The following is a 24,253-nucleotide window of genomic DNA, read 5'->3' on the forward strand; positions in this document are numbered from 1 at the left end:
CCCGTTCGTTTCACCCTTTGTTCAATGCCTGGGCCGCGGCCAGCACGGCGTCGACGTGGCCTGGAACTTTCACACCGCGCCATTCCTGGCGCAGGACCCCGTTCTTGTCGATCAGGAAGGTACTGCGGTCAACGCCCAGGTATTCCTTGCCGTAGAGCTTCTTCAACTTGATCACATCGAACAGTTGGCAGACGGCTTCGTCCTTGTCGCTGATCAGCTCAAAGGGGAACTCCTGCTTGCACTTGAAGTTTTCGTGAGACTTCAAGCCGTCGCGGGATATACCGTAAATCTCAGTGTTGGCGGCCTGAAACGCGGCGTATTGATCGCGAAAACCCTGGCCTTCGGTGGTGCAGCCAGGCGTGCTGTCCTTGGGGTAGAAGTAGATCACCACTTGCTTGCCCCTGAGGCTGGATAGGCTGACGGTCTGTCCGCTGGTGGCGGGGGCCTGGAAATCGGCGACAGGTTGGTCGATAGCAACGGCCATGGTGGTTTCCTTACATGGGGTTCTGTGGGCGCCAGGGTTCGATCAGCGCATCGAGGTTCATGGCGTCGGCAAAGTCCAGGAACTGGTCGCGCAACCAACTGATCTGGGTGCCGGCGGGCAGAGTGACGGTAAAGGTGGCGTTGAGCATGGTGCCGCCGGTTTGCGGAGCCTGGTAGGTATCGCAGGTGAGGCTTTCCAGCTCGACATGATGGTCAATGAAGAACTGGCACAGCTCATTGACGATGTCCGAGCGGTAGGCCGCACTGACGTAAGCGACATAAGGCAGGGCCTGAGGACGGCTTTCCAGGGCAGCGCTGCGCACTACGTTGACGGTGAAGGCGTGCTTCTTGGCCATTGACGGCAGACTGCTCTCCAGGCGCGCCAGAGCATCCCAGTTGCCGGAAATCTCTAGAACCAACGCGCAGCACTCGCCATGCCGGGTCAGGCGGGAGGTCACCACGGCGCAGCGGTTTTCATGGCTGGCGCGGCACAGGACGTTGGTCAGCTCCATGGGGTTGGCGCCGAGGGCACTGATGACAAGGAATTGTTCGCGAACTGTGGGGGTGGACATGCAGCATTCCTAAAGCGATGAGCGGTCGATACATTTGACAAGTCAGTACCGGGCAGTTGCTCCGAGCGGATCTTCAAGGCCTTGAACCACAAGTCGGCGCCAGGTCCCGAAACGCCTGGAACTCTGGTTGGCAACGCTGGAATGGGGCTTTGGAGAATCAGCAGGCAGGCGGCAACCCGGTTTACACGCTTATCAGTAGCGATCAAAGCCTGAAGGGTAGCGAAAACCATCGCTCAGGGGAATGCTCACGGCGCGGGACTTCGCTTGTGCAAGGAACTTGGCGCCAGTACCATTACCGCTCTCTTTTTCCGGCAGGAGCGGTTGCATGATTGCGGGCAGTATGGTGGCACTGGTCACACCCATGGATGCACAGGGAAATCTCGACTGGGACAGCCTGAGCAAACTGGTGGACTTCCACCTGCAAGAGGGCACCAATGCCATCGTTGCGGTCGGCACCACAGGTGAATCGGCGACCCTGGATGTCAACGAACACATCGAAGTGATTCGGCGGGTGGTGGCCCAGGTTGCAGGGCGTATCCCGGTGATTGCCGGTACTGGCGCCAACTCGACGCGCGAAGCGATCGAACTGACCACCAACGCCAAGATCGCTGGCGCCGATGCCTGCCTGCTGGTGACCCCGTATTACAACAAACCGACCCAGGAAGGCTTGTACCAGCATTTCCGCACCGTTGCCGAGGCGGTGGACATCCCGCAGATTCTCTACAACGTACCGGGCCGCACCGCGTGCGACATGCAGGCCGAGACTGTAATCCGCCTGTCCAGCGTGAAAAACATCATCGGCATCAAGGAAGCCACTGGCGACCTGCAACGCGCCAAAGACATCCTGGCCGGCGTGCCTGACGATTTTCTGCTGTATTCTGGCGATGACGCCACGGCTGTCGAACTGATCCTGCTGGGTGGCAAGGGCAATATCTCGGTGACTGCCAACGTCGCCCCGCGCGCCATGAGCGAGATGTGTGCTGCCGCCATGGCTGGCGATGCTGAAAAGGCCCGGGCGATTCACGACACCCTGATGCCGCTGAACAAGACCTTGTTCATCGAATCCAACCCTATTCCCGTGAAATGGGCCCTGCATGAAATGGGCTTGATGCCGGACGGTATCCGTCTGCCGCTCACCTGGCTCAGTGCTGCCTGTCACGAACCGCTGCGGCAGGCCATGCGCCAGTCCGGCGTCTTGGTTTAATTGAGGAAGTACAACGCATGAAGCGAATGGCCGGACTTTCCGCACTTGCCTTGATTATCTCCAGCACCAGTGGCTGCGGTTGGATCTGGGGCCCTGAAGGTTACTTCCGTGACCGGGGTAGCGATTACCTGCAAGCGCAACAAACAGCACCTATGCAATTGCCACCGGATGTTCGGACTGCCAAGCGCCTGGATCCCTTGCTGCCGATTCCGCGCAACGTGGCCGACGACAACGTCAAGGGCGAGTACGAAGTGCCTCGTCCACAACCGCTGTCGGCAATTGCCGATGCCAGCGACTACACCCTGCAAAAAAGCGGCGACTCCCGCTGGGTCATGGCCCAGCGTCCGCCAGCTGAAGTCTGGCCGGTGGCGGTGCAGTTCTTCCAGGACAACGGTTTCCGTCTGGATCAGCAGCGTCCGCAGACCGGTGAGTTCACCACCACTTGGCAGCGTTCCGATGAGCTTTCCGAGGCTGTGGCCAAGCGCCTGAGCAGTGCAGGTGTCGCCACCGACAGCGAGACCCGCGTCCGGGTGCGTATTGAGCCGGGTGTGCAGCGCAATACCAGCGAAGTCTATGTGGTCAGCGCCGAGCGTCCTGCCGGCAGCACTGCGGACGTGGCGTTCACCAACCGTTCGGTCAACACCGGCCTGGACGCTGCGCTGGTGGATGACATGCTGGCCAGCATGAGCCGTACCGCTGAGAAAGGCGGTTCGGTTTCCTTGCTCGCGGCACGTGATTTCGATACCCCAAGCCGAGTCAGCCTCAGCGAAGACGGCAGCGGCAACCCGGTGCTGAACCTGGGCGCCGACCTCGATCGTGCCTGGTCTAGCGTGGGCCGTGCCCTGGAGCAGGGCGAGTGGCGGGTTGAGGACATCAACCGCAGCCTGGGTCTGTACTACATCAACCTGGCGGAAAAAGCCGAGAAGAAAAACGACGAGCCGGGCTTTTTCGGCAAGTTGTTCGGCAGCAAGCCGGCCAAGGAAGAGATCGAAGCTCGCGCCGAGCGCTATCAGGTTCGCCTGAGCAAGGTCGGCGACAACGTCCAGGTCACCGTCGAGAAGAACATCAATACCGTGGCGCCGGCCGATGTGGCGCGCAAGGTGTTGGGCGCGATTCAGGACAACCTGGGCTGATCAGATGCGTTTTGCCGTTCTCGGCAGTGGTAGCCAAGGGAATGGCACGCTGATCGCCAGTGCTGACACTTACATCCTGGTGGATTGTGGTTTCTCCTTGCGGGAAACCGAACGGCGCCTGCTGCGCCTGGGAGTTCATCCCGCGCAGTTGAGCGCCATCCTGGTGACCCACGAACATGCCGACCACGTGCATGGCGTGGGTTTGCTGTCTCGGCGCTACAATCTACCGGTCTACCTCAGTCAGGGAACCCTGCGCGGGATGCGCAAGCCGGTGGCGGCTGAGGGTTTTGTCCGTGGTGGCGAGCAACTGCAGATCGGCGCCTTGCGCATTGACGTGATTGCCGTCGCCCATGACGCCCAGGAGCCTACCCAGTTTGTTTTCAGCGACGGTCAGCGGCGTTTCGGTCTGCTGACCGACCTGGGTTCGTACTGCGCCGGCGTACTGGAAGGCTACCGTAGCCTGGATGCCTTGATGATTGAGGCCAATCATTGCCGGGACCTGTTGGCGCGCGGTTATTACCCGTACTTTCTCAAGCAGCGGGTCGGCGGTGACCAAGGGCATTTGAACAACCATCAGGCTGCAAGCCTGGTGGCCGAATTGGGATGGCAGGACCTGCAGCACCTGGTCCTTGCTCATCTGAGCAGCAAGAACAACCTGCCGCAGCTGGCCCGGCAATGTTTTGTCGACACCCTCGGGTGCGACCCGGACTGGCTGCAACTGGCCGATCAAGATTCAGGGCTCGACTGGCGCCACATCGCCTAGCCCACCTACTTAGCAAGCGGAGCCCATCATGGAAAAACGTGAAGAACTCTACCGCGGCAAAGCCAAATCGGTTTACAAGACCGACGACGCTGACCGCTTGATCCTGCTGTTTCGCAACGACACCTCGGCGTTCGACGGCAAGCGCATCGAGCAGTTGGACCGCAAGGGTATGGTGAACAACAAGTTCAACGCCTTCATCATGCAGAAACTCGAAGCCGCCGGCGTGCCGACCCAGTTCGACAAGCTGCTGGGCGACAACGAGTGCCTGGTGAAGAAGCTCGACATGATCCCGGTGGAGTGTGTGGTGCGTAACTACGCCGCCGGCAGCCTGGTCAAGCGCCTGGGTGTGGAAGAGGGCATGAAGCTCAACCCTTACACCTTCGAGCTGTTCCTCAAGGACGATGCCAAGGGCGACCCGTTCATCAACGAATCCCACGTAGTGGCGTTCGGCTGGGGTACCGCCGAGCAACTGGCGCGCATGAAAGAGCTGTCGCTCAAGGTCAACGAAGTCCTGAGCAAGCTGTTCGACGACGCTGGCCTGCTGCTGGTGGACTTCAAGCTGGAATTCGGCGTGTTCAGCGACGGCTCCATTGTTCTGGGTGACGAGTTCAGCCCAGACGGTTGCCGCCTGTGGGATAAGGACACCAAGAAGAAGATGGACAAGGACCGCTTCCGCCAGGGCCTCGGTGATGTCATCGAAGCTTACGAAGAAGTCGCCCAGCGCCTCGGCGTGCCGCTGTAATCGACGCAAGCATCTGATAGCACGGAAAAAATTTGCTCGGGGGCTTCGCATCCGGCAAAGGTGCTGTTATGATGCGCGCCGTTGGAGAGATGCCAGAGTGGCCGAATGGGACGGATTCGAAATCCGTTGTACCTTCACCGGTACCTAGGGTTCGAATCCCTATCTCTCCGCCATTATTGAACAAGACTAAGCCCCCGCAAGCATCAATGTTTGCGGGGGCTTTTTCGTTTTCGGGGTTGAATCCGGGGTATTTAGGACAAGCAGCGGTGTCTCCATTCCGCTCTTGTCCGGTTTATGCCAAAGGGGCAGAGCCGTTCAACTCGCCGACGAAACAAGGAGGTTGTATGCGTGCAATCCGCGGCTCCCGTGGTTTTCTTCACGGCTTAGCGTTCATCTTGGCGTTGGTCGTGCTGGCGGCGACGCGGGTCAGCGCTGCGCAAGCGCCTGCCAGTTCCGTGGAGTTTCCCGTTTGGAGTCGTACCTGGGTTGGGAGCTTGGGCAGCAACCAGGTGGAAATATCTCTGAACCGAATCGCGCAGGGCCTATCGGGCAGCTATTGCTATCAGCCCTGCAGAGCCCGAACGCGCAGCCAGCTTGGGTTGCTCGGGCGGATGCGGGGCCAAGGGGCTGAGCTGATTGAGCGAGACAGCGGTCATGGAGCCGCCATGACGGGCACCTGGCAGATCGAATCGCTGAAGGATGGCATCACCGGCACTTGGATTTCGCCCAACGGTCAGCGCAAGCTCGCGCTGGCCCTGCGCCCGATCCCGCCCCAGGACGAGCTGCAGGCGCGTTTCCCCTATGAGATACGCCTGGTCGCGGACGCACTGCCTGAGGACGATGGTGAGGGTTGTCCTACGCCGCCTCGGGTGTCGGCTATCCATCTGTATAAAAACGGCGAATTGTTCCAGACCCTGGAAACGGAGTCCCAGGGAACCTGCAGCATATTCATGCCCGTCTTGGTCGATGCGAACTTCGATGGCTGGCCGGACCTGCGCCTCGCGCAGTTTCTCCCCGCCGGCCCTAACATTCCCTACCAGACCTGGCTGTATGACACGAACACGAACCGCTTCGTCGATGCCCCCGCCGGCTTGCAGGACATCAGCTCGGCCGAGTTCGACCCGGTTCACCGGATCGTCTACACCTACTGGCGAGCCAGTTGCTGTGAGCACGGCGTATCAACTTATCGTTGGAAGCAAGGCGACGTCGAAGAAGTCGAGTCCCGGAGCAGCTACGTGCTGCCAGTGCTGGAGGGCACCACGCGGCGTCTTTGTTACATCACCCCCAGTTACGGCAACGGCTTCATCGAGTTCAAGTCGCGGGTCGAGCAAGCTGCCGATGGACGGTTGAAACTGCGTCAGATTGATCCGAAAACCTGCGACATCTATGACGACACATTCTTGCAACGTGCGTATATCGATATCTGGAAGCCCGCTCCGCTCGGTCAGCGACCGACCCTCTTGCGAACGGAAGAGATCGCCTGGAAACCAACGCAGACCTCAGCAGGAAAACGCTATTGTCCCGAGGTGCCGTTCTTCGATCGTGGGCGTATCCAACGCATCGTGCTCCGCGAGCGTCCTGAGCTGTGCAGTGAGAAGGCTCCGTCGCAGGAGTGGTTTTCAGGTTGAGAGCGGGCAGTCGCCACTAACAAGCGCAAGCAATCGTCCCAAGCGGTCGTTCAGATGCGCTGCTGTGATCAGACGCCAAGGCTTTCCAGGTCGCGGGCCAGCATCACCAACTGGTGGGCCAGGGAACTTTCGAGCTTTTCGCTGGACAGTTGGAAGCTCGGGGCGCCGCAGGTCAGGGCCATGATGCTGCCGTCGGCCAGGCGCAGAGGGACGCCTGCGCCGTTGACGTTGCGATCCCATTCTCCTAGCGATAAGCAGAAGCCGAAGGCTTCGTATTCACGGAAGGAGGCCTCCAGGGACTGTTCCAGGCTCGGCCATTCGTCACCTACCTTTTTCGCCACTTCCCGCAGCAGATGGTCACGCTCGATTTTCGGCGTGGCGGCGAGGTAGGCGCGTCCGGCGGCGCTGGTGGCCAGGGGCAGTCGAAGTCCGGGTTCCATGCGCAGGCTGGCGACTTCCGGTGGCCGGCTGCTGTCCACGTGAATCATCGACAGGCGGTCGCGGCAGGTGAGGCTGACGGTGGTGTTGGTGCGCCGCGAGAATTCGTCCATGAATGGCTTGCCAAGCTGGCGCACTCGCAGACTGGCGGAGTAGGCATAGCCCAGGGCGAGCACTGCCGAGTCCAGTTGGTATTTCTCCAGGTCCTGGTTGTATTTGAGGTAGCCCAGTTGCGTCAGGGTGTAGGTCAGGCGCGACACCGTGGGCTTGGGCAAGCCGGTGATGCGCGCGATGTCCTGATTGCCGCGTACGGCGTGGCCGTGGGTAAAGGCTCGCAGTACTTCCAGGCCACGGGCCAGGGATTCGACGAATTTACGGTCTTTGGGGGCTTGTTCCGGGGCGTCGATGGGATCGTGCATGGGGGCTTCCGGTGAGGGCTGGTGCCGGTCAGGAGGCCGGTTGACTACGCAGCAGGTTCGTGGAAAAGGAAAAATGTTATCCCGGAACCGGTGTAATTGAAATCTGCGATTCCTCCTCGAAACTCAATTCCGCTCTGACGTACAAGGCTGTGCCCTCGGAGCGTGCCCGAGCTGTTCAGCGCACGGATAAGCCGTGTCAGCGCCTGTCATTACGCAAGCGGCCGCGTTTGAACACCCCTTCGGCGCTGGCCAACAGGCGGTCGTCGGCGTCCAGTAGATCACAGCTGGCCATGAAGATCTTGGCGCCGCCGCCTCGCGTACGGGCCACGGCGCGCACTTCCGTGTCCGGCGGGGTTGAGGCCATATAGTTGATGTTCAGCGACAGGGTCAGCGCCAACCGCCATTGCGCCGGGTCTGAATGCCAGGTGCCACTCATGCCCATGGCGGTGTCGGCGATGGAAGCAATCACGCCGCCGTGCAGATTGCCGGCCTGGTTCAGGTGATGGGGGGCGACCGTGATTGCGATGACGGTTTGCGATTGTTGGTATTCCCGCAGGCTCAAGCCAAGTTGGGCTGCAAATCCGCTGAACAGACCTTGCAGCATGGGCGCTTCAGGCACAGCTCTCATAAGCGATAACTCTGGTTGTTTGTTTTCTGTTGTCTGTTTCGGGTCCCTACCGCGGGGCAGAGGTGCCGTTCATAAGCAAGCGACTATTTTTCTGATTGTGTTCCGCAGCGCTGAATTGGCGTTGAAAATTAGAATGTCAGCGAATAATCTACGGGTCAATATGAAATCATATTTCGCATAGCGGAATATATGTGCTTGAAATTAACGAGTCGCCTGGGCAGGATCAAGCGCGGATAGTTGCCAACAGGTTCGGTATTGAGTCTGTGCGCCGACTGTCACGGCTTGTGGTGATCCCCTTTGATCAATTCAGGGCTTGAAGGAGTGTCCATGTCCCTTACCGGTACTCAGCGTCCCCATCACCGCACATGGCCCAAGCGCTTGCCCCATGCGTTGACGGTGCCGGCCACCTCGCTGTGGTTCAACCTGGAGGTGGTCGCGCAACGTTACCCGGACAAGGTGGCTTACCGGTTTTTCGGTCGGGAGATCAGTTTCTCCGCGCTGAAGGTCCAGGCTGAGGCCCTGGCTGGTTGGTTACAGAGCATGGACGTAGCTCCGGGTGATCGGGTGGCGCTGTACCTGCAGAACTGCCCGCAATTCATCGTGGCGTTCTACGCCATTTTGCGGGCGAATGCGGTGGCGGTGCCGGTCAACCCGATGAACAAGGCCGAAGAATTGAGCTATCAGATCAGCGATGCCCAGGCGCGAGTGCTGATTTGCGCGGCGGATCTGGCGCCGCTCGCCCAGGTGGCGAATGCCGCACTTGCAGCCGATCAGCAGGTGCGCACGGTACTGGTGACTCGCTATTGCGATGCCATGCCTGCAACCCAGGACATGCACCCAGCGGAAGCCCCCAGCCGGGAAACCGATGTCTGGCTGCGCAGCGAGCCGCCGCTGCCTGAAGGCTATCTGCGCTGGAGCGATGCCCTCAGTCAGGCCTTGCGCCCCGCTGTGCACAGTGCCCAACCCGATGATTTGGCCCTGTTGCAATACACCTCGGGTACCACCGGTCATCCCAAGGGCTGCATGCACAGCCATCGCAGCTTGATGAGCAACGCGGTCAGCGGCAGTTGGCTGCAGTCCACTGTCGAGTCAGTGGGGCTGGGGGTGGTGCCGTTCTTCCACATCACCGGTCTGGTGTGTTTTGTCCTGCGGGCGGTGTTCGATGGCACGACCACGGTGATCATGCCGCGCTGGGACCGGGAACTGGCCGGGCGCTTGATTTCCCGTCATCGGGTGACTCACTGGACCTGTATCCCGACCATGGTCATCGACCTGTTCGCCAGCCCCAACTACAAGGATTTCGAGCTGTCCAGCCTGGTGCATATCAACGGTGGCGGGGCGGCGATGCCCGAGGCGGTGGCGGAGCGCCTGCGACAGGAATTCGGCTTGACCTTTCTTGAAGGCTACGGCCTTACGGAAACCGCTGCTGCCAGCCATGGCAACCCTCCTGAGCGGCCTAAGCTGCAATGCCTGGGCATGCCTTTCTTTGGGGTCGATTCACGGGTGGTCGACCCACAGACCTTGCAGGAGCTGGCGCCTGGTCAGGTAGGGGAAATCATCACCTTCGGGCCGATGCTGTTCAAAGGCTACTGGCGCAATCCTGAGGCCACCGCCGCTGCCTTCGTTGAATTCGAAGGTAAACGTTTTCTACGTACCGGCGACCTCGGCCATATGGATTCAGAGGGTTACTTCTTTCTCACCGATCGCCTCAAACGGATGATCAACAGCAGTGGCTTCAAGGTCTGGCCGGCGGAAGTGGAGGCGCTGTTGTTCAAGCACCCGGCCGTGCACGAGGCGTGCGTTATCGCGGCTCATGATGCCTACCGCGGAGAAACCGTCAAAGCCCTGGTGGTGTTGCGCAGCGAAGCGCAGGGGCGCACCAGTTCACAGCAGATTATCGATTGGTCGCGCAAGCACATGGCGGCCTACAAGGTGCCGCGGGTGCTGGAGTTCGTCGACAGCCTGCCCAAATCCGGTTCCGGAAAGGTCATGTGGCGCGTGCTGCAAGACCGCGAGGCCAGTAACACTCGATAGCGATTTCCTGATGCCGTAACCACCGACGCCGCCGGAGACGACAATGACTACAAAAATAATAACGGTCCAAGATCCGCACGCTTCATCCGACCTGGCCCCGCAGCTCGACTCGCTGTACACGAAGATCCGCTGGCGCCTGCTGCCGCTGTTGATGTTTTGCTACATGATCGCTTTCCTCGATCGGGTCAACATTGGCTACGCGCAATTACAAATGAAACAGACCCTGCCTTTTGGTGACGCCGTCTATGGTCTAGGCGCGGGGATCTTCTTCATTGGTTATTTTCTGTTCGAGTTGCCGAGTAATCTCATGCTCAAGCGCAGCGGTGTGCGTAAGACCTTGCTGCGCATCATGTTCTGCTGGGGGCTGGTGGCTGCGGCCATGATGTTCGTTGCGACGCCTTGGCAGTTCTACACCTTGCGTTTTCTGCTGGGGGCGTTCGAAGCGGGGTTCTTCCCAGGAGTGATCCTGTATTTCACCTACTGGTTTCCGGCGCCGCGCCGGGGCCAGGTGATCGCTATCTTCATGACCGCAGCAGCCGTTGCCGGGCTCATTGCCGGCCCGCTTTCGGGCGGTATTCTCAAGTACCTCAATGGAGTGGCCGGCTACAGCGGCTGGCAATGGATGTTCGTGATTCAGGGCTTGCCGGCTTGTGTCTTGGGGCTGGTGGCCTACCTCTATTTGCAGGACAGTCCGGAGCAGGCCAAGTGGCTCAATGCCGGGGAAAAGCGCCTGCTTAACGAGGACATGGTCCGTGATCTGAAAAACGCCCGCAACAAGTCTCAGGACAGCCTGGCGCAAATGTTTCGCGACCCCAAGGTCTACCTGCTGTCCATGGCCTATTTCATGTTCCTGGGGGCCACTTACATGCTGGTGTTCTGGATGCCGACCCTGATTCAGGGCTGGGGCAGCAAGGACCTGTTGCACGTGGGGTTGATGACCACAATCCCCAACATCGTCGGGATCATCGGTACGGTGCTGATCGGCCTGCACTCCGACAAGCATCGCGAGCGGCGTTGGCATTTTGTCGGCTGCATGGGTGTTGCGGTGTCCGGCTTGGCGATTGCCACCTTGTTGAACGGCCATCTGCTGCTGTCGGTGGCGGCCCTTGGGCTTGCCTACGTGGGGATCAAAGCTGCGACGCCGATCTTCTTCGCCCTGGTCAGTGAATACTTGTCGGTGGCGGCCACTGCTGGAGGCATCGCTTTCATCAGCAGCCTGGGCAACCTCGGCCCGGCCGTGACGCCCTGGCTCAACGGGGTGATCAACAGTCATACCGGCGGGCACGTGTCGAGCATGTACCTGGGGATTGTGATGTACCTGTCGGCCGGGCTGCTGGTGCTGATCACCGCCCGCACCGTCAAGGCGGCCAAGACCCTGACGGCCATGGCCGAATCATGAAGTGGGTGGCTAATCGCGCAGGAGCTAGAGCATGAGTTTGCCCGAGATGCTGACCCAGCGTTTGCGCTTGCCGGTGATGGCTGCGCCGTTGTTCATCATTTCCACCCCAGAGCTGGTGATTGCTCAGTGCAAAGCCGGCATCGTCGGCTCGTTCCCGGCCTTGAATGCCCGGCCCACCGAGTGTTTGTCGGAGTGGATCGAGCACATCACGCAGGCCTTGGCCGAGCATGATCGGCGGCACCCGGAGCGCCCGGCGGCACCCTTTGCGGTGAACCAGATTGTCCATCGCTCCAATGATCGCCTGGAGCGGGACATGGCGGTCTGTGTTCAGCACAAGGTGCCGATCATCATCACTTCCCTGGGCGCACGGCCAGAGATCAATCAGGTCGTGCACAGCTACGGCGGCATGGTGTTGCACGATGTGATCAACAACCGTTTTGCACGCAAGGCCATCGACAAGGGGGCCGATGGTCTGATCGCAGTGGCGGCCGGTGCGGGAGGGCACGCCGGCACCCAGTCGCCATTCGCCTTGGTTCAGGAAATCCGCCAATGGTTCGACGGCCCGTTGTTGCTTTCCGGGGCCATTGCATCGGGGCGTTCGATTCTCGCGGCCCAGGCCCTGGGGGCGGACTTGGCCTACGTAGGTTCAGCCTTTATCGCCACCGAGGAAGCCAATGCAGTGCCGGGCTACAAAGAGATGATTCGCCAGTCGGGCGCGGAGGATATCGTCTATACCAACCTGATCACCGGGGTGCATGGCAACTACCTGAAGCCGTCGCTGAGCGCCGCCGGTCTGGACCCGGATGATCTGCCCAGTGGTGACCCGTCCCAGATGGATTTTTCAGCGCAGCGCAAGAAGCCCAAAGCCTGGAAGGAAATCTGGGGCTGTGGTCAGGGCATCGGGGTGTTGGACACGGTGCCGTCCGTCGAAGCACGGGTGGCGCGCCTGGCCCGGGAATACCAGCACGCGTGTCGGGAGCTGCGTACCACCATCGCATAGGTGGCGTTATGGCAACAGGTTGCACGAGCTGCCGGCGGATGCCGGCAGTGGCGTTTCGCGGGAGCGCTCAGGGCTACCAAAGTTTGACGGTGTATTCGAGGATCAAGCGGTTTTCGTCCACGTCCGCCGCATAGTTGGCGCGATACACCACGTTACGCCAGCGCAGGCCGAGATCCTTCAACGGGCCGCGCTGAATCACATAGGCAATGTCGGTGTCCAGCTCCCGCTCGTGGCCTTGTCGCTGGCCGATGGTGAATTCGTTACTGCGTACATAGCGGCTCATCAGACTCAAGCCGGGCAGGCCCTGGGCGGCGAAATCATAACGGTAGCGCAGTTGCCAGGAGTCCTCCCCGGCATGCACAAAGTGCTTGTAGGTCGAGGTATTGAAACCATACGGATCGCTGCCGCTGATAAACGGCATGCCACTGCGTCCGCTCTGATTTTGATAGACCAAGCTCAGGGCGTGGCTACGATAAGTCAGGGTTTGCATGAGCCCCAGGTTGCGGTTGTCGACCTCGGCCCGGCCCAGCCCAGAGCTTTGGAAATAACGCACCTCTGATTTCAGCGACAGGTCTTGGCCCAGTGCCGCGTTGTGGGTCAGGTTGCCGTAGTGCTGACGGTAGTTGTCCTGGAGCTGAGCATAAAAATAGCTGACCTTGAGCTCGGGCCGCAGGCTGTAGCTGGCGCCGCCGTAACGCAAGTGAGCACTGTCGGTGTGGCCGGTCACCTGCTTGCCGTTGCGGGCCATGGCGAACATCTGCAGAGGTTCATAGTCCGTTGAGTTACGCTGACGCACGCGGTCGAACTGACCCAGGGTCAGGCTGAGATCCTTGATGTCGTTGGACACCCATTGCATGCCGTTGAAGGTCTGCGGCAACAGGCGGGTGTCGTTGCGAAACGCCACGGGCAACAAGGGTTCATGGGTGCCAATGCTCACGACACTTTTGGCGATCCGGGCCTTGGCCGTTGCACCGAAAAAGCCATATTGGTCGGCCACATCGCCGTTGCGGTCGGCCAGCAGCACCCCGGTATGGGTTGTACCGCCGCCGGAGTCCAGCTTGATGCCCTGTAAACCGATCCCGTCGACTCCCAGGCCGACAGTGCCCTCGGAAAAGCCGGACTGGTAACGCAGGATAAATCCCTGGCCCCATTCTTCCGCCTTGCTCTGTGGCGGCCGGTCGCCGTGGAAGTCACGGTTCATGTAGAAGTTGCGTGCGCTCAGGCTCAGTTGGCTGTCTTCGATCAGTTGTGCCTGGCACAGCAGTGGCAATACGCAGCCACCCACCAGGCTGGTCAGGGGCAGAGACGGGTTGGATATCGGACGCATGGTGTTCACCGGTCTTGTTGTTTTTATAGTGAGGAAAATGCCGGCTGAGTCGGTTGCTGGTCGCTCTTGGAATAATCAGGCCGCAGCTATCTTGAGCCCGCGGTTGGGCGGGGACGTTAAACAACCAAGCAGGGCAGGGACTCAGTGGGGCGGGTAATTAGCGCAGCGTGACGGGGTCCGCTGCGCTATGACCAAGGACGGCGATGCCCCCTCGGCCATCAAGGCGTGGTTAGGGCGCCACCGTTGCCCGGGTTCATGGGCTCGGTGCTGTGCCGAGAGCAATGTAGCGTTGCAAGTGATGATCCTCATCCCCCAGTTGGTGGTCGATCATCACCAGCCGCTTGGCGAAGTGGGCCAGGGGCAGTTCCCAGGTCATGCCGATTCCGCCATGTAGCTGGATGCTCTCCTGCGCCACCAGGGTGCCAATGCGGCCAATGCTGACCTTGGCCGCCGACAGCGCCCGTTCGCGGGTCAGGCGATCGGCGTCCAGGGCCGCGGCGGCGTTGATCACCGAGGAGCGTGCTTGTTCGATCTCCAGCAACAGCACCGCCATTCGATGCTGCAACGCCTGGAAACTGCCGATCGGCCGGCCAAACTGCTGACGGGTGCGCAGGTAGTCCAGGGTGGCCAGCTTCGCTGTCTCCATGGCGCCCAAGGCCTCCGCGCACAGCGCCAACACGCCACGACCGATGGCCTGCTCGAGAATGGCGTGGCCCTGGTGCAAGGTGCCCAGCAACGCGTGGCCCGGCAGTATTACGTTGTTCAGGCGGACCTGGGCGACGGGGCCGCCGTCGACGGTAGCGTAGCCCTGAACGGCCAGGCCCGGGGTGTCCGTTGGTACCAGAAACATGGAGATGCCCCGGCTGTCGTCGAGGGCTCCGGCGGTACGCGCCGAAACCACCAGTAACCCGGCCTGTTCACCGTGCAGCACCAGGCTCTTGATGCCGTTGAGACGCCAACTGGCGCCGTCCGCCTCGGCGCGGCAGGCGACCCGATTGAGTTCGTAGTGGCTGTCGGGTTCATCGTGGGCCAGCGCGGCGATCAGGTTGCCGTCGATGATGCTCGCCAGCTGTGCTCTGTGTGCCGCATCACCGGCGCTGGCAATGGCGCTGCCAGCCAGGACCGCACTACCCAGCAAGGGCTCCACCAGTAGCCCGCGGCCCATGGCCTCGAAAACCAGGATCAGGTCGAAGCCTGCGCCGCCGAAGCCACCGTCGGCTTCGCTGAATAGCGCGCCGATCACTCCCAGCTCCGCCAGTTGGCGCCAGATTTCGGGATCGAACCCTTGGCCGGACTGCAGGCTCTGCTGGCGTTTTTCCAGGTTGTACTGCTGTGCAATAAAGCGGTTCAAGCTGTCGGCGAGCATGCGCCGTTCTGCGCTGTGTTCGAAGTTCATGTGCGCGCCCTCAAAGCCCGAGAATCATTTTCGAGATGATGTTCTTCTGGATTTCATTGGAGCCGCCGAAGATCGACAGCTTGCGATTGTTGAAGTATTGCGCCGCCGCTTGGCGGTCAAAGCCCGGGCCCAGGTCCAGCGTTTCGCTAGCGTCTTCGGCCTGCATGACCCGGGCCGCGGGCCCCATGGCACGGCGTAGCAGCGCGGTCAGTTCCTGGCGGATTTCCGTACCACAGATCTTCAGCATCGAGCTTTGCGCGCCGGGAGCGCCACCGCCGGCCACGGCCGCAATGACCCGCAGGTTGGTGGTTTTCATGTTTTCCAGATCGATCTCGACCCGGGCCAGGCGAGCGGCGAATTCCGGGTCTTCAAGCAGCGGTCGACCGTTGCGGCTGCGCTGTGCCGCCACGTGCTTGAGGCGCTGCAAGGCAGCCATCGACAAGCCGACCCCGGCGATGTTGGTGCGCTCGTAGGTCAGCAGGTATTTGGCGCAGGTCCAGCCCTTGTTTTCCTCGCCCACCCGGTTGGCCAGCGGCACTCGTACGTCGGTGAAGAACACCTCGTTGATTTCGTGATCGCCTTCCAGCGTGATGATCGGCCGCACCTCGACCCCCGGGCTGGTCATGTCGATCAGCAGGAAGCTGATGCCCTCCTGGGGCTTGGCTTCGCGGTCGGTGCGCACCAGGCAAAAAATCATGTTGGCGTGCTGCCCGAGGGTGGTCCAGGTTTTCTGGCCATTGACCACATAGTGATCGCCGTCGCGCACCGCCGTGGTTTTCACCGCCGCCAGGTCCGAGCCGGCACCAGGCTCCGAATAGCCCTGGCACCACCAATGACGGCCATCGAGAATCCGCGGCAGCCAATAGTCTTGCTGCTGCGCGGTGCCGTACTTGATCAGCACCGGACCCAGCATATTGACCCCGAACGGCACGATGCGTGGTGCGTTGGCCAGGCCGCACTCCAGTTCGAAGATGAACTTTTCCACGGCGCTCCAGCCCGGTCCGCCAAACGCCTCCGGCCAGTGGTTAGCCAGCCAGCCCTGAGCGTTGAGGATCGCATGCCATTGCTCCATGTCAGCCTTGGACAGGCGCTCGCCGGCGGCCACCTTGTCGCTCAGGCCAGTGGGCAGGCGTTCGGCGAGAAAGCCTCGCACCTGGTCGCGAAAGGCCGCTTCTTGTTCTGTGAAACTCAGGTCCATGACGACGTCCTCAATAGATTTCGAACAACGCGGCGGCGCCCATGCCGCCGGCGATGCACATACTGACCACGGCGTACTTCACGCCACGGCGCCGGCCTTCAAGCAACACATGTCCGGCCAGACGCGCACCGGTCATACCGAACGGGTGGCCCAGAGCAATGGCCCCGCCATTGACGTTCAGGCACTCGTCGGCGATGCCCAGCCGTTGCTGGCAGTAGAGGGCTTGCGAGGCGAAGGCTTCGTTGAGTTCCCAAAGCCCGATGTCATCGACCTTGAGACCGTGCCGGGCCAGCAGTTTGGGCACGGCGAACACCGGGCCGATGCCCATCTCGTCGGGTTCGCAGCCGGCCACCGCCATACCGCGAAACACCCCCAAAGGTTGCAGGTTGGCCCGCGCTGCGTCCCGGGCCTCCATTAGCACGCAGGCCGAGGCGCCGTCGGACAACTGCGAGGCGTTGCCGGCGCTGATGAAGCGATCCGGACCTTGTACGGGTTGTAGTTTGGCCAGGGCTTCGTAGGTGGTGCCGGGGCGATTGCAGGTGTCGGCGTCGACGGTGACCTGATGCTGGCTGACGACTCCGCTGTGCTTGTCGGTGACGGCCATGGTGGTGGTACAGGGGACAATTTCCTCGCAGTAGCGTCCGGCGTGTTGTGCCGCTTCGGTCTTGTGCTGGCTCAACACCGAGAAGTGGTCCTGGGCTTCGCGGCTGATGCCGTAGCGCGCGGCAACGATGTCGGCGGTTTCAATCATTGGCAGGAACAGTTGCGGCTTGTGCTGCAGCAGCCAGGGGTCAAGGTCCGGGTCGTCACTGGCGCCGCGTCCGCGGATCAGGGAAATGCTTTCCACGCCGCCGGCGATGATCGCTGGGGCACCGTCCACCACGATGCGTCCCGCCGCCATGGCAATGGCCTGCAGCCCGGAGGCGCAAAAGCGGTTGACCGTGGTGCCGGCGATGCTGATAGGCAAGCCGGCACGGACCACTGCCAGGCGCGCGACGTTGCGCCCGGTGGTGCCTTCGCCGTAGCCGCAGCCGAGGATGGCATCTTCGATCAGCCCCGGATCGATGGCGGCCCGCTCGACCGCGGCGCGCACCGCGAAGGCGGCGAGGGTGGGGCCGGGGGTGATGTTGAATTCGCCGCGATGGGCCTTGGTCAGAGGCGTGCGTGCAGTGGAGACAATAACGGCTTCGCGCATGGGACGGGCTCCTGGGTCAGTGGCTGTGGTTGAGGCTGTCGAAGTTCTCGCCGCGCTCTACCAGCTGCACCAGCAAGGGCGAGGCGGTCCAGAACAGCGGGTCTTCTTCGGCGAATTCGCGGATATCCGCCAGGACCTGGGGCAGGCCGTACTGGTCGGCGTACTTGAGCGGCCCCCCGCGATGCCGGGGGAAGCCGTAGCCATGGATGAACGTGATGTCCACGTCCAGAGGGCGCAGGGCGATGCCTTCATGCACCACGTTGGCGCCCTCGTTGATCATGGCCGCCATGTAGCGCCGCAGGATCTCCGGGTTGCTGAAGACCCGGGGTGTGATGCCGGCCCGGGCCCGCTCGGTATCGATGATGGCCAGGACTTCCGGGTCCTGACTGGCGCTGCGCGGGCCCTGGGCATAGAGGTAGTAGCCGCGACCGGTTTTCTGCCCGAACCAGCCGCGCTCGCAGAGACGGTCGGCGATCTGTACATAGCGGGCCCGGGGATCACGGGTGGCGGCCTTGCGCTGGCGGGTCGCCCAGCCGATGTCGCCACCGGCCAGGTCCGCCACCTGGAAGGGCCCCATGGGGAAGCCGAAATCGCGCAAGGCCTGGTCGATCTGATAAGGCGAGGCGCCGTCTTCCATCATGTGGTCCGCCGCCTGGCGATAAACCGCAAGGATCCGGTTGCCGATAAAGCCGTCGCAGACCCCGGCGCGTACCGGCACCTTGCGCAGTTTCTTGGCCAGCGCGAAGGCTGTGGCCACCACCTCTGGAGCGACTTTGTCCGGGACCACGATTTCCAGCAGTTTCATGATGTTGGCCGGGGAGAAGAAATGCAGCCCGATCACATCGGAGGGACGCGAGAGGCTGTCGGCAATCAGATTGATGTCCAGGTAGGAAGTGTTACTGGCCAGCACCGCGCCAGCCTTGCAGACGCGGTCCAGTTCAGCGAACACCGCCTGTTTGGCCGCCATGTCCTCGAATACCGCTTCGATCACCAGATCGGCCTGATCCAGCGTCTGGTAGTCGGTGCTGGCGCTCAAGCGTTCCAGGGTCGCGTTTTTTTCCGCCGCGCTCAGGCGACCTTTGCTGATCAGCGCATCGTAGACCTTCTCGATGTTCTCGCAGCCGCGGGCGAGGGCCGGCTGGTCGCGCTCGATCAGGGTCACGAGCAGGCCCGCGTCGAGTGCGGCCACGGCGATGCCGGCGCCCATGGTACCGCCGCCCACCACGCCCACTTGGTCAAGGGGACGGGGCATTGCAGCGCGGGTTTCGGGGGCCTTGAGCACTTCCCGTTCAGCGAAGAACGCATGCACCAGGCCGGTCCGTTGTGGGCTGTCGAGGCACTCCAGAAACAGTCGGCGTTCTTCGCGCAGACCGTCTTCGAAAGCATGATCTAGGGCGGTTTCCACGGCCTGGATGATGTGCTGCGGCGACAGTAGCCCGCGGGATTTTTGGGCTACCTGCTGGCGCGCGGCCTCGATTGCCGCACGTTGGGTCTCCTGCTCGCTCAACGCCTGGGCGTCTCGGGTGCGTCGCACGCCGCCACCCTTGGCCAGTAGCTGGCGGCTATAGGCCAAGCCTGCGATCAAGGCTTGGTCAGCCTCTCCCACGTGGTCCACCAGCCCCAGCTTCAGCGCCTCTTCGGCATTCAACTGACGGCCGCTGAGCATCAGTTCCAGCGCGGCCTGGGCACCGATCAGACGCGGCAGTCGCTGGGTACCTCCAGCCCCCGGCAGCAGACCCAGCAGTACCTCCGGCAAACCGAGCCGAGCGCCGCTGAGAGCTACGCGATAATGAGCCGCCAGAGCAATTTCCAGGCCTCCGCCTAGCGCCACGCCCTGGATCGCCGCCACCACCGGTTTGGCGCTGTCTTCTATGCGCTTGACCACATCCGGCAGCGCCGGGGGCTGGGGTGTTTGGCCGAATTCGCGGATGTCGGCGCCGCCACAGAAGTGCCGTTCAGCGCCCACCAGCAATAGAGCCTCGACCGCCGGGTTGTCGGCGGCGCTATCGATGGCGGCCAGCAATGCACACCGTACCTCAACGCTGAGGGCGTTGACCGGCGGGTTGTTGAGAGTCAGCACCAGGATATTTTCGTGCAGCGCGGACTCGACGGGGGGCAGGGCTGTTTCACGACTCATTGCAACGGTCTCCTGGGTCAAGGGCAGTGTGAGGTCGATAGGCGCAGCATGGATTTGGCGGTGACCAGCAGAACAACACCCCAGTCACCTGCCGTTTGATTCCACAATTTGAATCGTTTGGTGAAAATAATCCTGTCATCAATGAATATTTAGGTCAATGCAGAATAGTGTTTCGCAGTGCGGAATAAATAGATTGTTTTTCTGTAAATGGATCTGCATGACAGGGATTGGATCAAGACCTGCTGTTTGACATATTTGATTTGTGATCACATATTGTCGGGCACAAGAATCACAACACAGGTAGATCCCATGTCTGAAGGTCCAATTTCCCTTCCCACGTTGCGTCAGGTTTCTCGCGATACCTTGCAAGAGCAGGTGTACCGGCAGATTCGCGAAGCCTTGATGAGTGGGCGCTTTCAGCCCGGCCAGAAGTTGACCATTCGTGGCCTGGCCGAAGCCCTGGGGTCCAGCCCCATGCCCGTGCGCGAGGCCCTGCAGCGCCTGAGTGCGGAAAATGCCTTTGAAGTCACGGAAACTTCCCGCCTGCGGGTGCGGATAATGACGCTGGAGCGGCTGCGAGAGATTCGTGATGCGCGGGTGGCCCTGGAGGGGCTACTGGCGGAAAAGGCCCTGCAGCATCTGCAAAAGACCGATATGCAGGAGATCACCGATCTCTGTCGGCAGATGCAAAAGGCTGCCGATGAGGTGGATGTGTCCCGTTATCTGTGGACCAACTTTGCCTTTCACCGGCGTATTTATGCCGTGGCCCGAGCCGAACTGACCATGGCCGCGGTGGAGAACTTCTGGCTGCACATGGGGCCCTGTTTCGCTCTGGTGGCGCCGGACCAGGCCCATCTGCAACGCTCCATGGAGGCCCACCATCGCATCGTCGAGGCCCTGGACGCCGGCGATGGGCCGGGAGTGCGAGCGGCCGTCACCGACGACATCATGCAAGCGGCGGACTCCCTGGGGCGGCTGTTGGCCAAGAAGCCTGGAGCGGCGGCGGTCAAAGGAGGTCGGGCATGAGTATCTTGCAGCGGTTACAGCCTTATCCAGGCTTGCGGGTGATGATTTCCGGTGGTGCGGCAGGCATTGGCGAAGTGCTGGCGAGGGCTTATCTCGAAGCTGGCGCCCAGGTGCATGTCTGCGATGTCAGTGAGGCGGCCCTGGCGGCGTTTCGGGATCGCTACCCCCAGGCGCTGGCGACCCGCACCGATGTTGGTGATCCGGCACAGATCCACGCGCTGTTCGAGCTTCAGGTGGAGCGCTTCGGCGGGCTTGATGTGCTGGTCAACAACGCCGGCATTGCCGGGCCCACGGCCGGTATCGATGCTGTCAGCGATGCCGACTGGCAGCGCACCATCGACATCAACCTGACCGCGCAATACCGCTTTGCCCACCACGCAGTGCCGTTGCTCAAGACCTCGGACAACGCCCATTTGCTGCACATCGCCTCAGTCGCTGGACGCCTGGGATATGCCTGGCGTACGCCGTATGCGGCCACCAAGTGGGCCATTGTCGGGCTGATGAAGTCTCTGGCGGCCGAGCTTGGGGCCAGCGATATCCGGGTCAATGCGTTGTTGCCGGGGATCGTCCAGGGGCCGCGCATGGACGCGGTGATTCAGGCCCGGGCCGAACAGACCGGGGTGCCGGTGGCCGAAATGCGCCAGGAGTACCTGAACAAGATCTCCCTCAGGCGCATGGTCAGCGCCGAGGACGTGGCGGCCATGGCGCTGTTTCTCTGCTCGCCCGCAGCGCGCAACATCACCGGCCAGGCGATCAGCGTCGACGGCAACGTCGAGTACCTCTAGCCGCGTCCGCGCTCCGCACCGCTGAAGGTCGTCAGCGGTGAATTCCATCAGCGACACCCAGGGATTTTTTTCATCAAGAATAAAAGTCGGAGTACCGTCATGTCTGAAAAAACGCCTGTCATCATCACGTGCGCGGTCACCGGGGCGATTCATACCCCGTCCATGTCGCCGCACCTGCCGATCACCGCCGGAGAAATCGCCGCCGAGGCCATCGCTGCGGCCCAAGCCGGTGCGGCCATCGTGCACCTGCATGCCCGCGACCCGGAGGACGGGCGGCCGAGCCAGGACCCCGAGCTGTTCCGGCGCTTCCTGCCGCAGATCAAGGGGGCCTGCGACGTGGTCATCAACCTCACCACCGGTGGCGCCCCCACCATGGGCGTTGAGGAGCGCCTGCAGCCGGTGCTGGAATTCAAGCCGGAGCTGGCCTCGTTGAACATGGGCTCGATGAACTTCGGTCTGTACGAAATGCTCAACCGCTTCACCGAGTTCAAGCACGACTGGGAGCGGCCGTACCTGGAGGAGAGCGACGACCGGATCTTTCGCAATACCTTCCGCGATATCGCCCATATCCTCAGCGCCTGTGCCGAAAATCGCACCCGCTTCGAGATCGAGTGCTACGACATCGGCCACCTGTATACCGCGGCGCATTTCCTGGAGCGCGGCCTGCTCAAGGCACCGCTGTTCATCCAGTCGGTGTTCGGCCTGCGGGGTGGCATCGGTGGACACCCCGAGGACCTGGCGCACATGCGCCGCACCGCCGACCGGCTGTTTGGCGACGCCTATCACTGGTCGATCCTTGGCGCCGGGCGCCACCAGATTTCCCTGGCCACCATGGGCCTGGCCATGGGCAGCCATGCCCGGGTCGGCCTGGAGGACTCGCTGTGGGATGGCCCTGGCAAACTGGCGGCCAGCAACGCTGATCAGGTGCGGCGCATTCGCACGGTCATCGAAGCCTTGGGCGGCCGTGTGGCGACCCCGGATGAAGCCCGGGCCCTGCTCGGGCTCAAGGGGCGTGAGCACGTCGCGTTCTGACCCTTGAAGGTCCGTGTCAGCGGCCCTGGCTCCAGGTCCGCTGACGATCCCGCATAACAACTACAAAGGGATATGCCCCATGAACACTGCAACCACAGCAGCGCCCCGGGACCCGCAACAGCTGACCCGCCTGATGTTTCTCAAGCTCATGCCGCTGTTGATCGCGGCCTATGTCCTGAGCTTTCTCGACCGCACCAACATCGCCCTGGCCAAGCACCAACTGGATGTGGACCTGGGTATTTCCGCCGCCGCCTATGGCCTGGGTGCCGGGTTGTTCTTCCTCACCTATGCGCTGTCCGAGGTGCCCAGCAACCTGATCATGCACAAGGTCGGCGCGCGCTTCTGGATTGCCCGGATCATGGTCACCTGGGGGCTGATTTCCGCCGCCATGGCCTTCGTCCAGGGCGAAACCTCCTTCTATGTGCTGCGCCTGCTGCTGGGGATCGCCGAAGCCGGCCTGTTTCCCGGGGTCATGCTGTACCTGACCTACTGGTTCGACCGCCGGCAACGGGCCCGGGCTACCGGCTATTTCCTGCTGGGGGTGTGCCTGGCCAATATCATCGGCGGTCCGCTGGGTGCCGCGTTGATGAAGATGGATGGCCTGTTGGGCTGGCATGGCTGGCAGTGGATGTTCCTGCTCGAAGGGCTGCCGGCGGTGTTCTTCGCCTGGGTGGTCTGGCGGCGCCTGCCGGACCGTCCAAGCCACGCGCCCTGGTTGAGCGTCGAGGAGGCTCGGGACATCGAGCAGCGCCTGGCCGACGAAGCCGATGAGGGGGCCGGGCAGGGCGGGCATTCGTTCCGGCAGTGCTTTACGCCGCAAATCCTGCTGGCGATCTTTGTCTACTTCTGCCACCAGATCACCGTCTACACCGTGATCTTTTTCCTCCCCAGCATCATCGGCAAGTACGGCAGCCTGAGCCTGATGAGCGTCGGCCTGCTGACCTCCCTGCCGTGGATCGCCGCGGCGCTGGGGGCGATCAGCCTGCCGCGGCTGGCCAGCAGCGCGCAGCGGGCGCGGCGTCTGCTGGTCTGCGGCTTGCTGACGATGGCGGCCGGGCTGTTGATCGCGGCCTTTTCCGGGCCGGTGTTCAGCCTGCTGGGGTTCTGCGTGGCGGCGCTGATGTTCTTTGTGGTGCAGTCGATCATCTTCCTGTACCCGGCGTCACGGCTCAAAGGTGCGGCCCTGGCGGGAGGCTTGGGTTTTGTCAATTGCTGCGGACTGTTGGGCGGTTTTGTCGGCCCCTCGGTCATGGGGGCGATCGAGATGAGCACCGGCGATGCCATGAACGGCCTCAAAGCCATTGCCCTGGTGCTGCTGGTGGCGGCGCTGGCGGCCTTGCGCTTGCGTCAGGGTCAGGAGGATCAGCGTCCGGAGCGCCCCATGGCCGCTGTTGCGCAGCCTGTTGCGGGGCGTTCAAGCGGCTTGTGAACGCTTGCAGTGCAGGCTGCGGTGTCGAGAACTCTGGCCAAACGCCCGGTGCAATGCACCGGGCGTTTTTCGTTGGGCGGATGTTCGCGGCTTGCACAGTACTTGGGTCCGGAACCGGCCGGCAGTCAATTGAACAGCTGGTTACAGCACTGACTCTCTACCGTTTATCACGTGTTTGCAGTGCGGGGCTATATATAAGAAGTGTCTTATATATCGAATGTTTTTAATCTGTTTAGTGGTTTTTTGAATGGTGCAAGTTGACAAGAAAAATCTTGTTCATTTAGG

At 61.8% G+C, this 24,253-nt stretch carries 21 protein-coding genes and 1 tRNA gene; 13 read left to right on the plus strand and 9 right to left on the minus strand.

The window, feature by feature from the left end:
* Window positions 1-10: 10 nt before the first annotated feature.
* Window positions 11-484, minus strand: a complete 474-nt coding sequence (locus PLD_RS22400) for a peroxiredoxin (RefSeq protein WP_159896617.1) — start codon at window positions 482-484, stop codon at window positions 11-13.
* Between the two features lie 10 nt (window positions 485-494).
* On the minus strand, window positions 495-1,055 hold the full coding sequence (locus PLD_RS22405; protein WP_159896619.1) for a glycine cleavage system protein R: 561 nt from the start codon (window positions 1,053-1,055) through the stop codon (window positions 495-497).
* 325 nt (window positions 1,056-1,380) lie between these two features.
* On the opposite strand from PLD_RS22405, the gene dapA reads away from it, so the two are divergent.
* The 6 genes from dapA to PLD_RS22435 all read left to right on the plus strand — a co-directional run bounded on the left by dapA (window position 1,381) and on the right by PLD_RS22435 (window position 6,525).
* A complete protein-coding gene (gene dapA / locus PLD_RS22410) occupies window positions 1,381-2,259 on the plus strand; it encodes a 4-hydroxy-tetrahydrodipicolinate synthase (RefSeq protein ID WP_159896621.1) in 879 nt (292 codons plus the stop codon).
* A 17-nt stretch (window positions 2,260-2,276) separates the two neighbouring features.
* Window positions 2,277-3,392, plus strand: a complete 1,116-nt coding sequence (gene bamC / locus PLD_RS22415; RefSeq protein WP_159896623.1) for an outer membrane protein assembly factor BamC — start codon at window positions 2,277-2,279, stop codon at window positions 3,390-3,392.
* Between the two features lie 4 nt (window positions 3,393-3,396).
* Window positions 3,397-4,155: an MBL fold metallo-hydrolase gene (locus tag PLD_RS22420; protein ID WP_159896625.1), complete on the plus strand. Its 759-nt coding sequence runs from the start codon at window positions 3,397-3,399 to the stop codon at window positions 4,153-4,155.
* A 28-nt stretch (window positions 4,156-4,183) separates the two neighbouring features.
* Window positions 4,184-4,897, plus strand: coding sequence for a phosphoribosylaminoimidazolesuccinocarboxamide synthase (gene purC / locus PLD_RS22425; RefSeq protein WP_011059799.1), 714 nt, complete (start codon window positions 4,184-4,186; stop codon window positions 4,895-4,897).
* A gap of 83 nt (window positions 4,898-4,980) precedes the next feature.
* Window positions 4,981-5,070 (plus strand) — tRNA-Ser (locus PLD_RS22430).
* A gap of 171 nt (window positions 5,071-5,241) precedes the next feature.
* Window positions 5,242-6,525: a nitrite reductase gene (locus PLD_RS22435; protein ID WP_159896627.1), complete on the plus strand. Its 1,284-nt coding sequence runs from the start codon at window positions 5,242-5,244 to the stop codon at window positions 6,523-6,525.
* A 68-nt stretch (window positions 6,526-6,593) separates the two neighbouring features.
* Here the strand turns inward: PLD_RS22435 and PLD_RS22440 are convergent, their stop codons facing one another.
* Together PLD_RS22440 and PLD_RS22445 are read right to left on the minus strand one after the other, a co-directional pair.
* Window positions 6,594-7,382, minus strand: a complete 789-nt coding sequence (locus tag PLD_RS22440) for an IclR family transcriptional regulator (RefSeq protein WP_159896629.1) — start codon at window positions 7,380-7,382, stop codon at window positions 6,594-6,596.
* Between the two features lie 196 nt (window positions 7,383-7,578).
* Window positions 7,579-8,010, minus strand: coding sequence for a PaaI family thioesterase (locus tag PLD_RS22445; RefSeq protein ID WP_159896631.1), 432 nt, complete (start codon window positions 8,008-8,010; stop codon window positions 7,579-7,581).
* A 327-nt stretch (window positions 8,011-8,337) separates the two neighbouring features.
* On the opposite strand from PLD_RS22445, the gene PLD_RS22450 reads away from it, so the two are divergent.
* The 3 genes from PLD_RS22450 to PLD_RS22460 are packed head-to-tail and all read left to right on the plus strand — an operon-like array spanning window position 8,338 to window position 12,443.
* Complete coding sequence (locus tag PLD_RS22450; RefSeq protein WP_159896633.1) at window positions 8,338-10,044, plus strand: long-chain fatty acid--CoA ligase; 1,707 nt, start codon at window positions 8,338-8,340, stop codon at window positions 10,042-10,044.
* Between the two features lie 43 nt (window positions 10,045-10,087).
* Window positions 10,088-11,443: an MFS transporter gene (locus PLD_RS22455; RefSeq protein WP_159896635.1), complete on the plus strand. Its 1,356-nt coding sequence runs from the start codon at window positions 10,088-10,090 to the stop codon at window positions 11,441-11,443.
* A gap of 31 nt (window positions 11,444-11,474) precedes the next feature.
* Complete coding sequence (locus tag PLD_RS22460) at window positions 11,475-12,443, plus strand: nitronate monooxygenase family protein (protein WP_159896637.1); 969 nt, start codon at window positions 11,475-11,477, stop codon at window positions 12,441-12,443.
* A gap of 73 nt (window positions 12,444-12,516) precedes the next feature.
* Here the strand turns inward: PLD_RS22460 and PLD_RS22465 are convergent, their stop codons facing one another.
* From PLD_RS22465 to PLD_RS22485, 5 genes are all read right to left on the minus strand, one after another.
* A complete protein-coding gene (locus PLD_RS22465) occupies window positions 12,517-13,770 on the minus strand; it encodes an OprD family porin (protein ID WP_159896639.1) in 1,254 nt (417 codons plus the stop codon).
* Between the two features lie 253 nt (window positions 13,771-14,023).
* On the minus strand, window positions 14,024-15,166 hold the full coding sequence (locus tag PLD_RS22470; protein ID WP_159896641.1) for an acyl-CoA dehydrogenase family protein: 1,143 nt from the start codon (window positions 15,164-15,166) through the stop codon (window positions 14,024-14,026).
* 10 nt (window positions 15,167-15,176) lie between these two features.
* Window positions 15,177-16,364, minus strand: coding sequence for an acyl-CoA dehydrogenase family protein (locus PLD_RS22475; protein ID WP_159896643.1), 1,188 nt, complete (start codon window positions 16,362-16,364; stop codon window positions 15,177-15,179).
* A 10-nt stretch (window positions 16,365-16,374) separates the two neighbouring features.
* Window positions 16,375-17,559: an acetyl-CoA C-acyltransferase gene (locus PLD_RS22480; protein ID WP_159896645.1), complete on the minus strand. Its 1,185-nt coding sequence runs from the start codon at window positions 17,557-17,559 to the stop codon at window positions 16,375-16,377.
* Window positions 17,560-17,575: 16 nt separating this feature from the next.
* On the minus strand, window positions 17,576-19,696 hold the full coding sequence (locus tag PLD_RS22485; RefSeq protein WP_159896647.1) for a 3-hydroxyacyl-CoA dehydrogenase NAD-binding domain-containing protein: 2,121 nt from the start codon (window positions 19,694-19,696) through the stop codon (window positions 17,576-17,578).
* A 309-nt stretch (window positions 19,697-20,005) separates the two neighbouring features.
* Here PLD_RS22485 and PLD_RS22490 point away from each other — a divergent pair, with 309 nt between their 5' ends.
* From PLD_RS22490 to PLD_RS22505, 4 genes are all read left to right on the plus strand, one after another.
* Entirely contained in the window at window positions 20,006-20,722 is a 717-nt protein-coding gene (locus PLD_RS22490; protein ID WP_159896649.1) for a GntR family transcriptional regulator, read from the plus strand.
* On the plus strand, window positions 20,719-21,507 hold the full coding sequence (locus PLD_RS22495; RefSeq protein ID WP_159896651.1) for an SDR family oxidoreductase: 789 nt from the start codon (window positions 20,719-20,721) through the stop codon (window positions 21,505-21,507). The genes PLD_RS22490 and PLD_RS22495 overlap by 4 nt, the downstream gene beginning before the upstream one ends.
* A 99-nt stretch (window positions 21,508-21,606) precedes the next feature.
* On the plus strand, window positions 21,607-22,539 hold the full coding sequence (locus PLD_RS22500; protein WP_159896653.1) for a 3-keto-5-aminohexanoate cleavage protein: 933 nt from the start codon (window positions 21,607-21,609) through the stop codon (window positions 22,537-22,539).
* A 79-nt stretch (window positions 22,540-22,618) separates the two neighbouring features.
* Window positions 22,619-23,968, plus strand: a complete 1,350-nt coding sequence (locus PLD_RS22505) for an MFS transporter (RefSeq protein WP_159896655.1) — start codon at window positions 22,619-22,621, stop codon at window positions 23,966-23,968.
* The last annotated feature ends 285 nt before the right edge of the window (window positions 23,969-24,253 follow it).

This window comes from Pseudomonas sp. LD120, assembly GCF_009861525.1.
Classification (GTDB): Bacteria; Pseudomonadota; Gammaproteobacteria; order Pseudomonadales; family Pseudomonadaceae; genus Aquipseudomonas.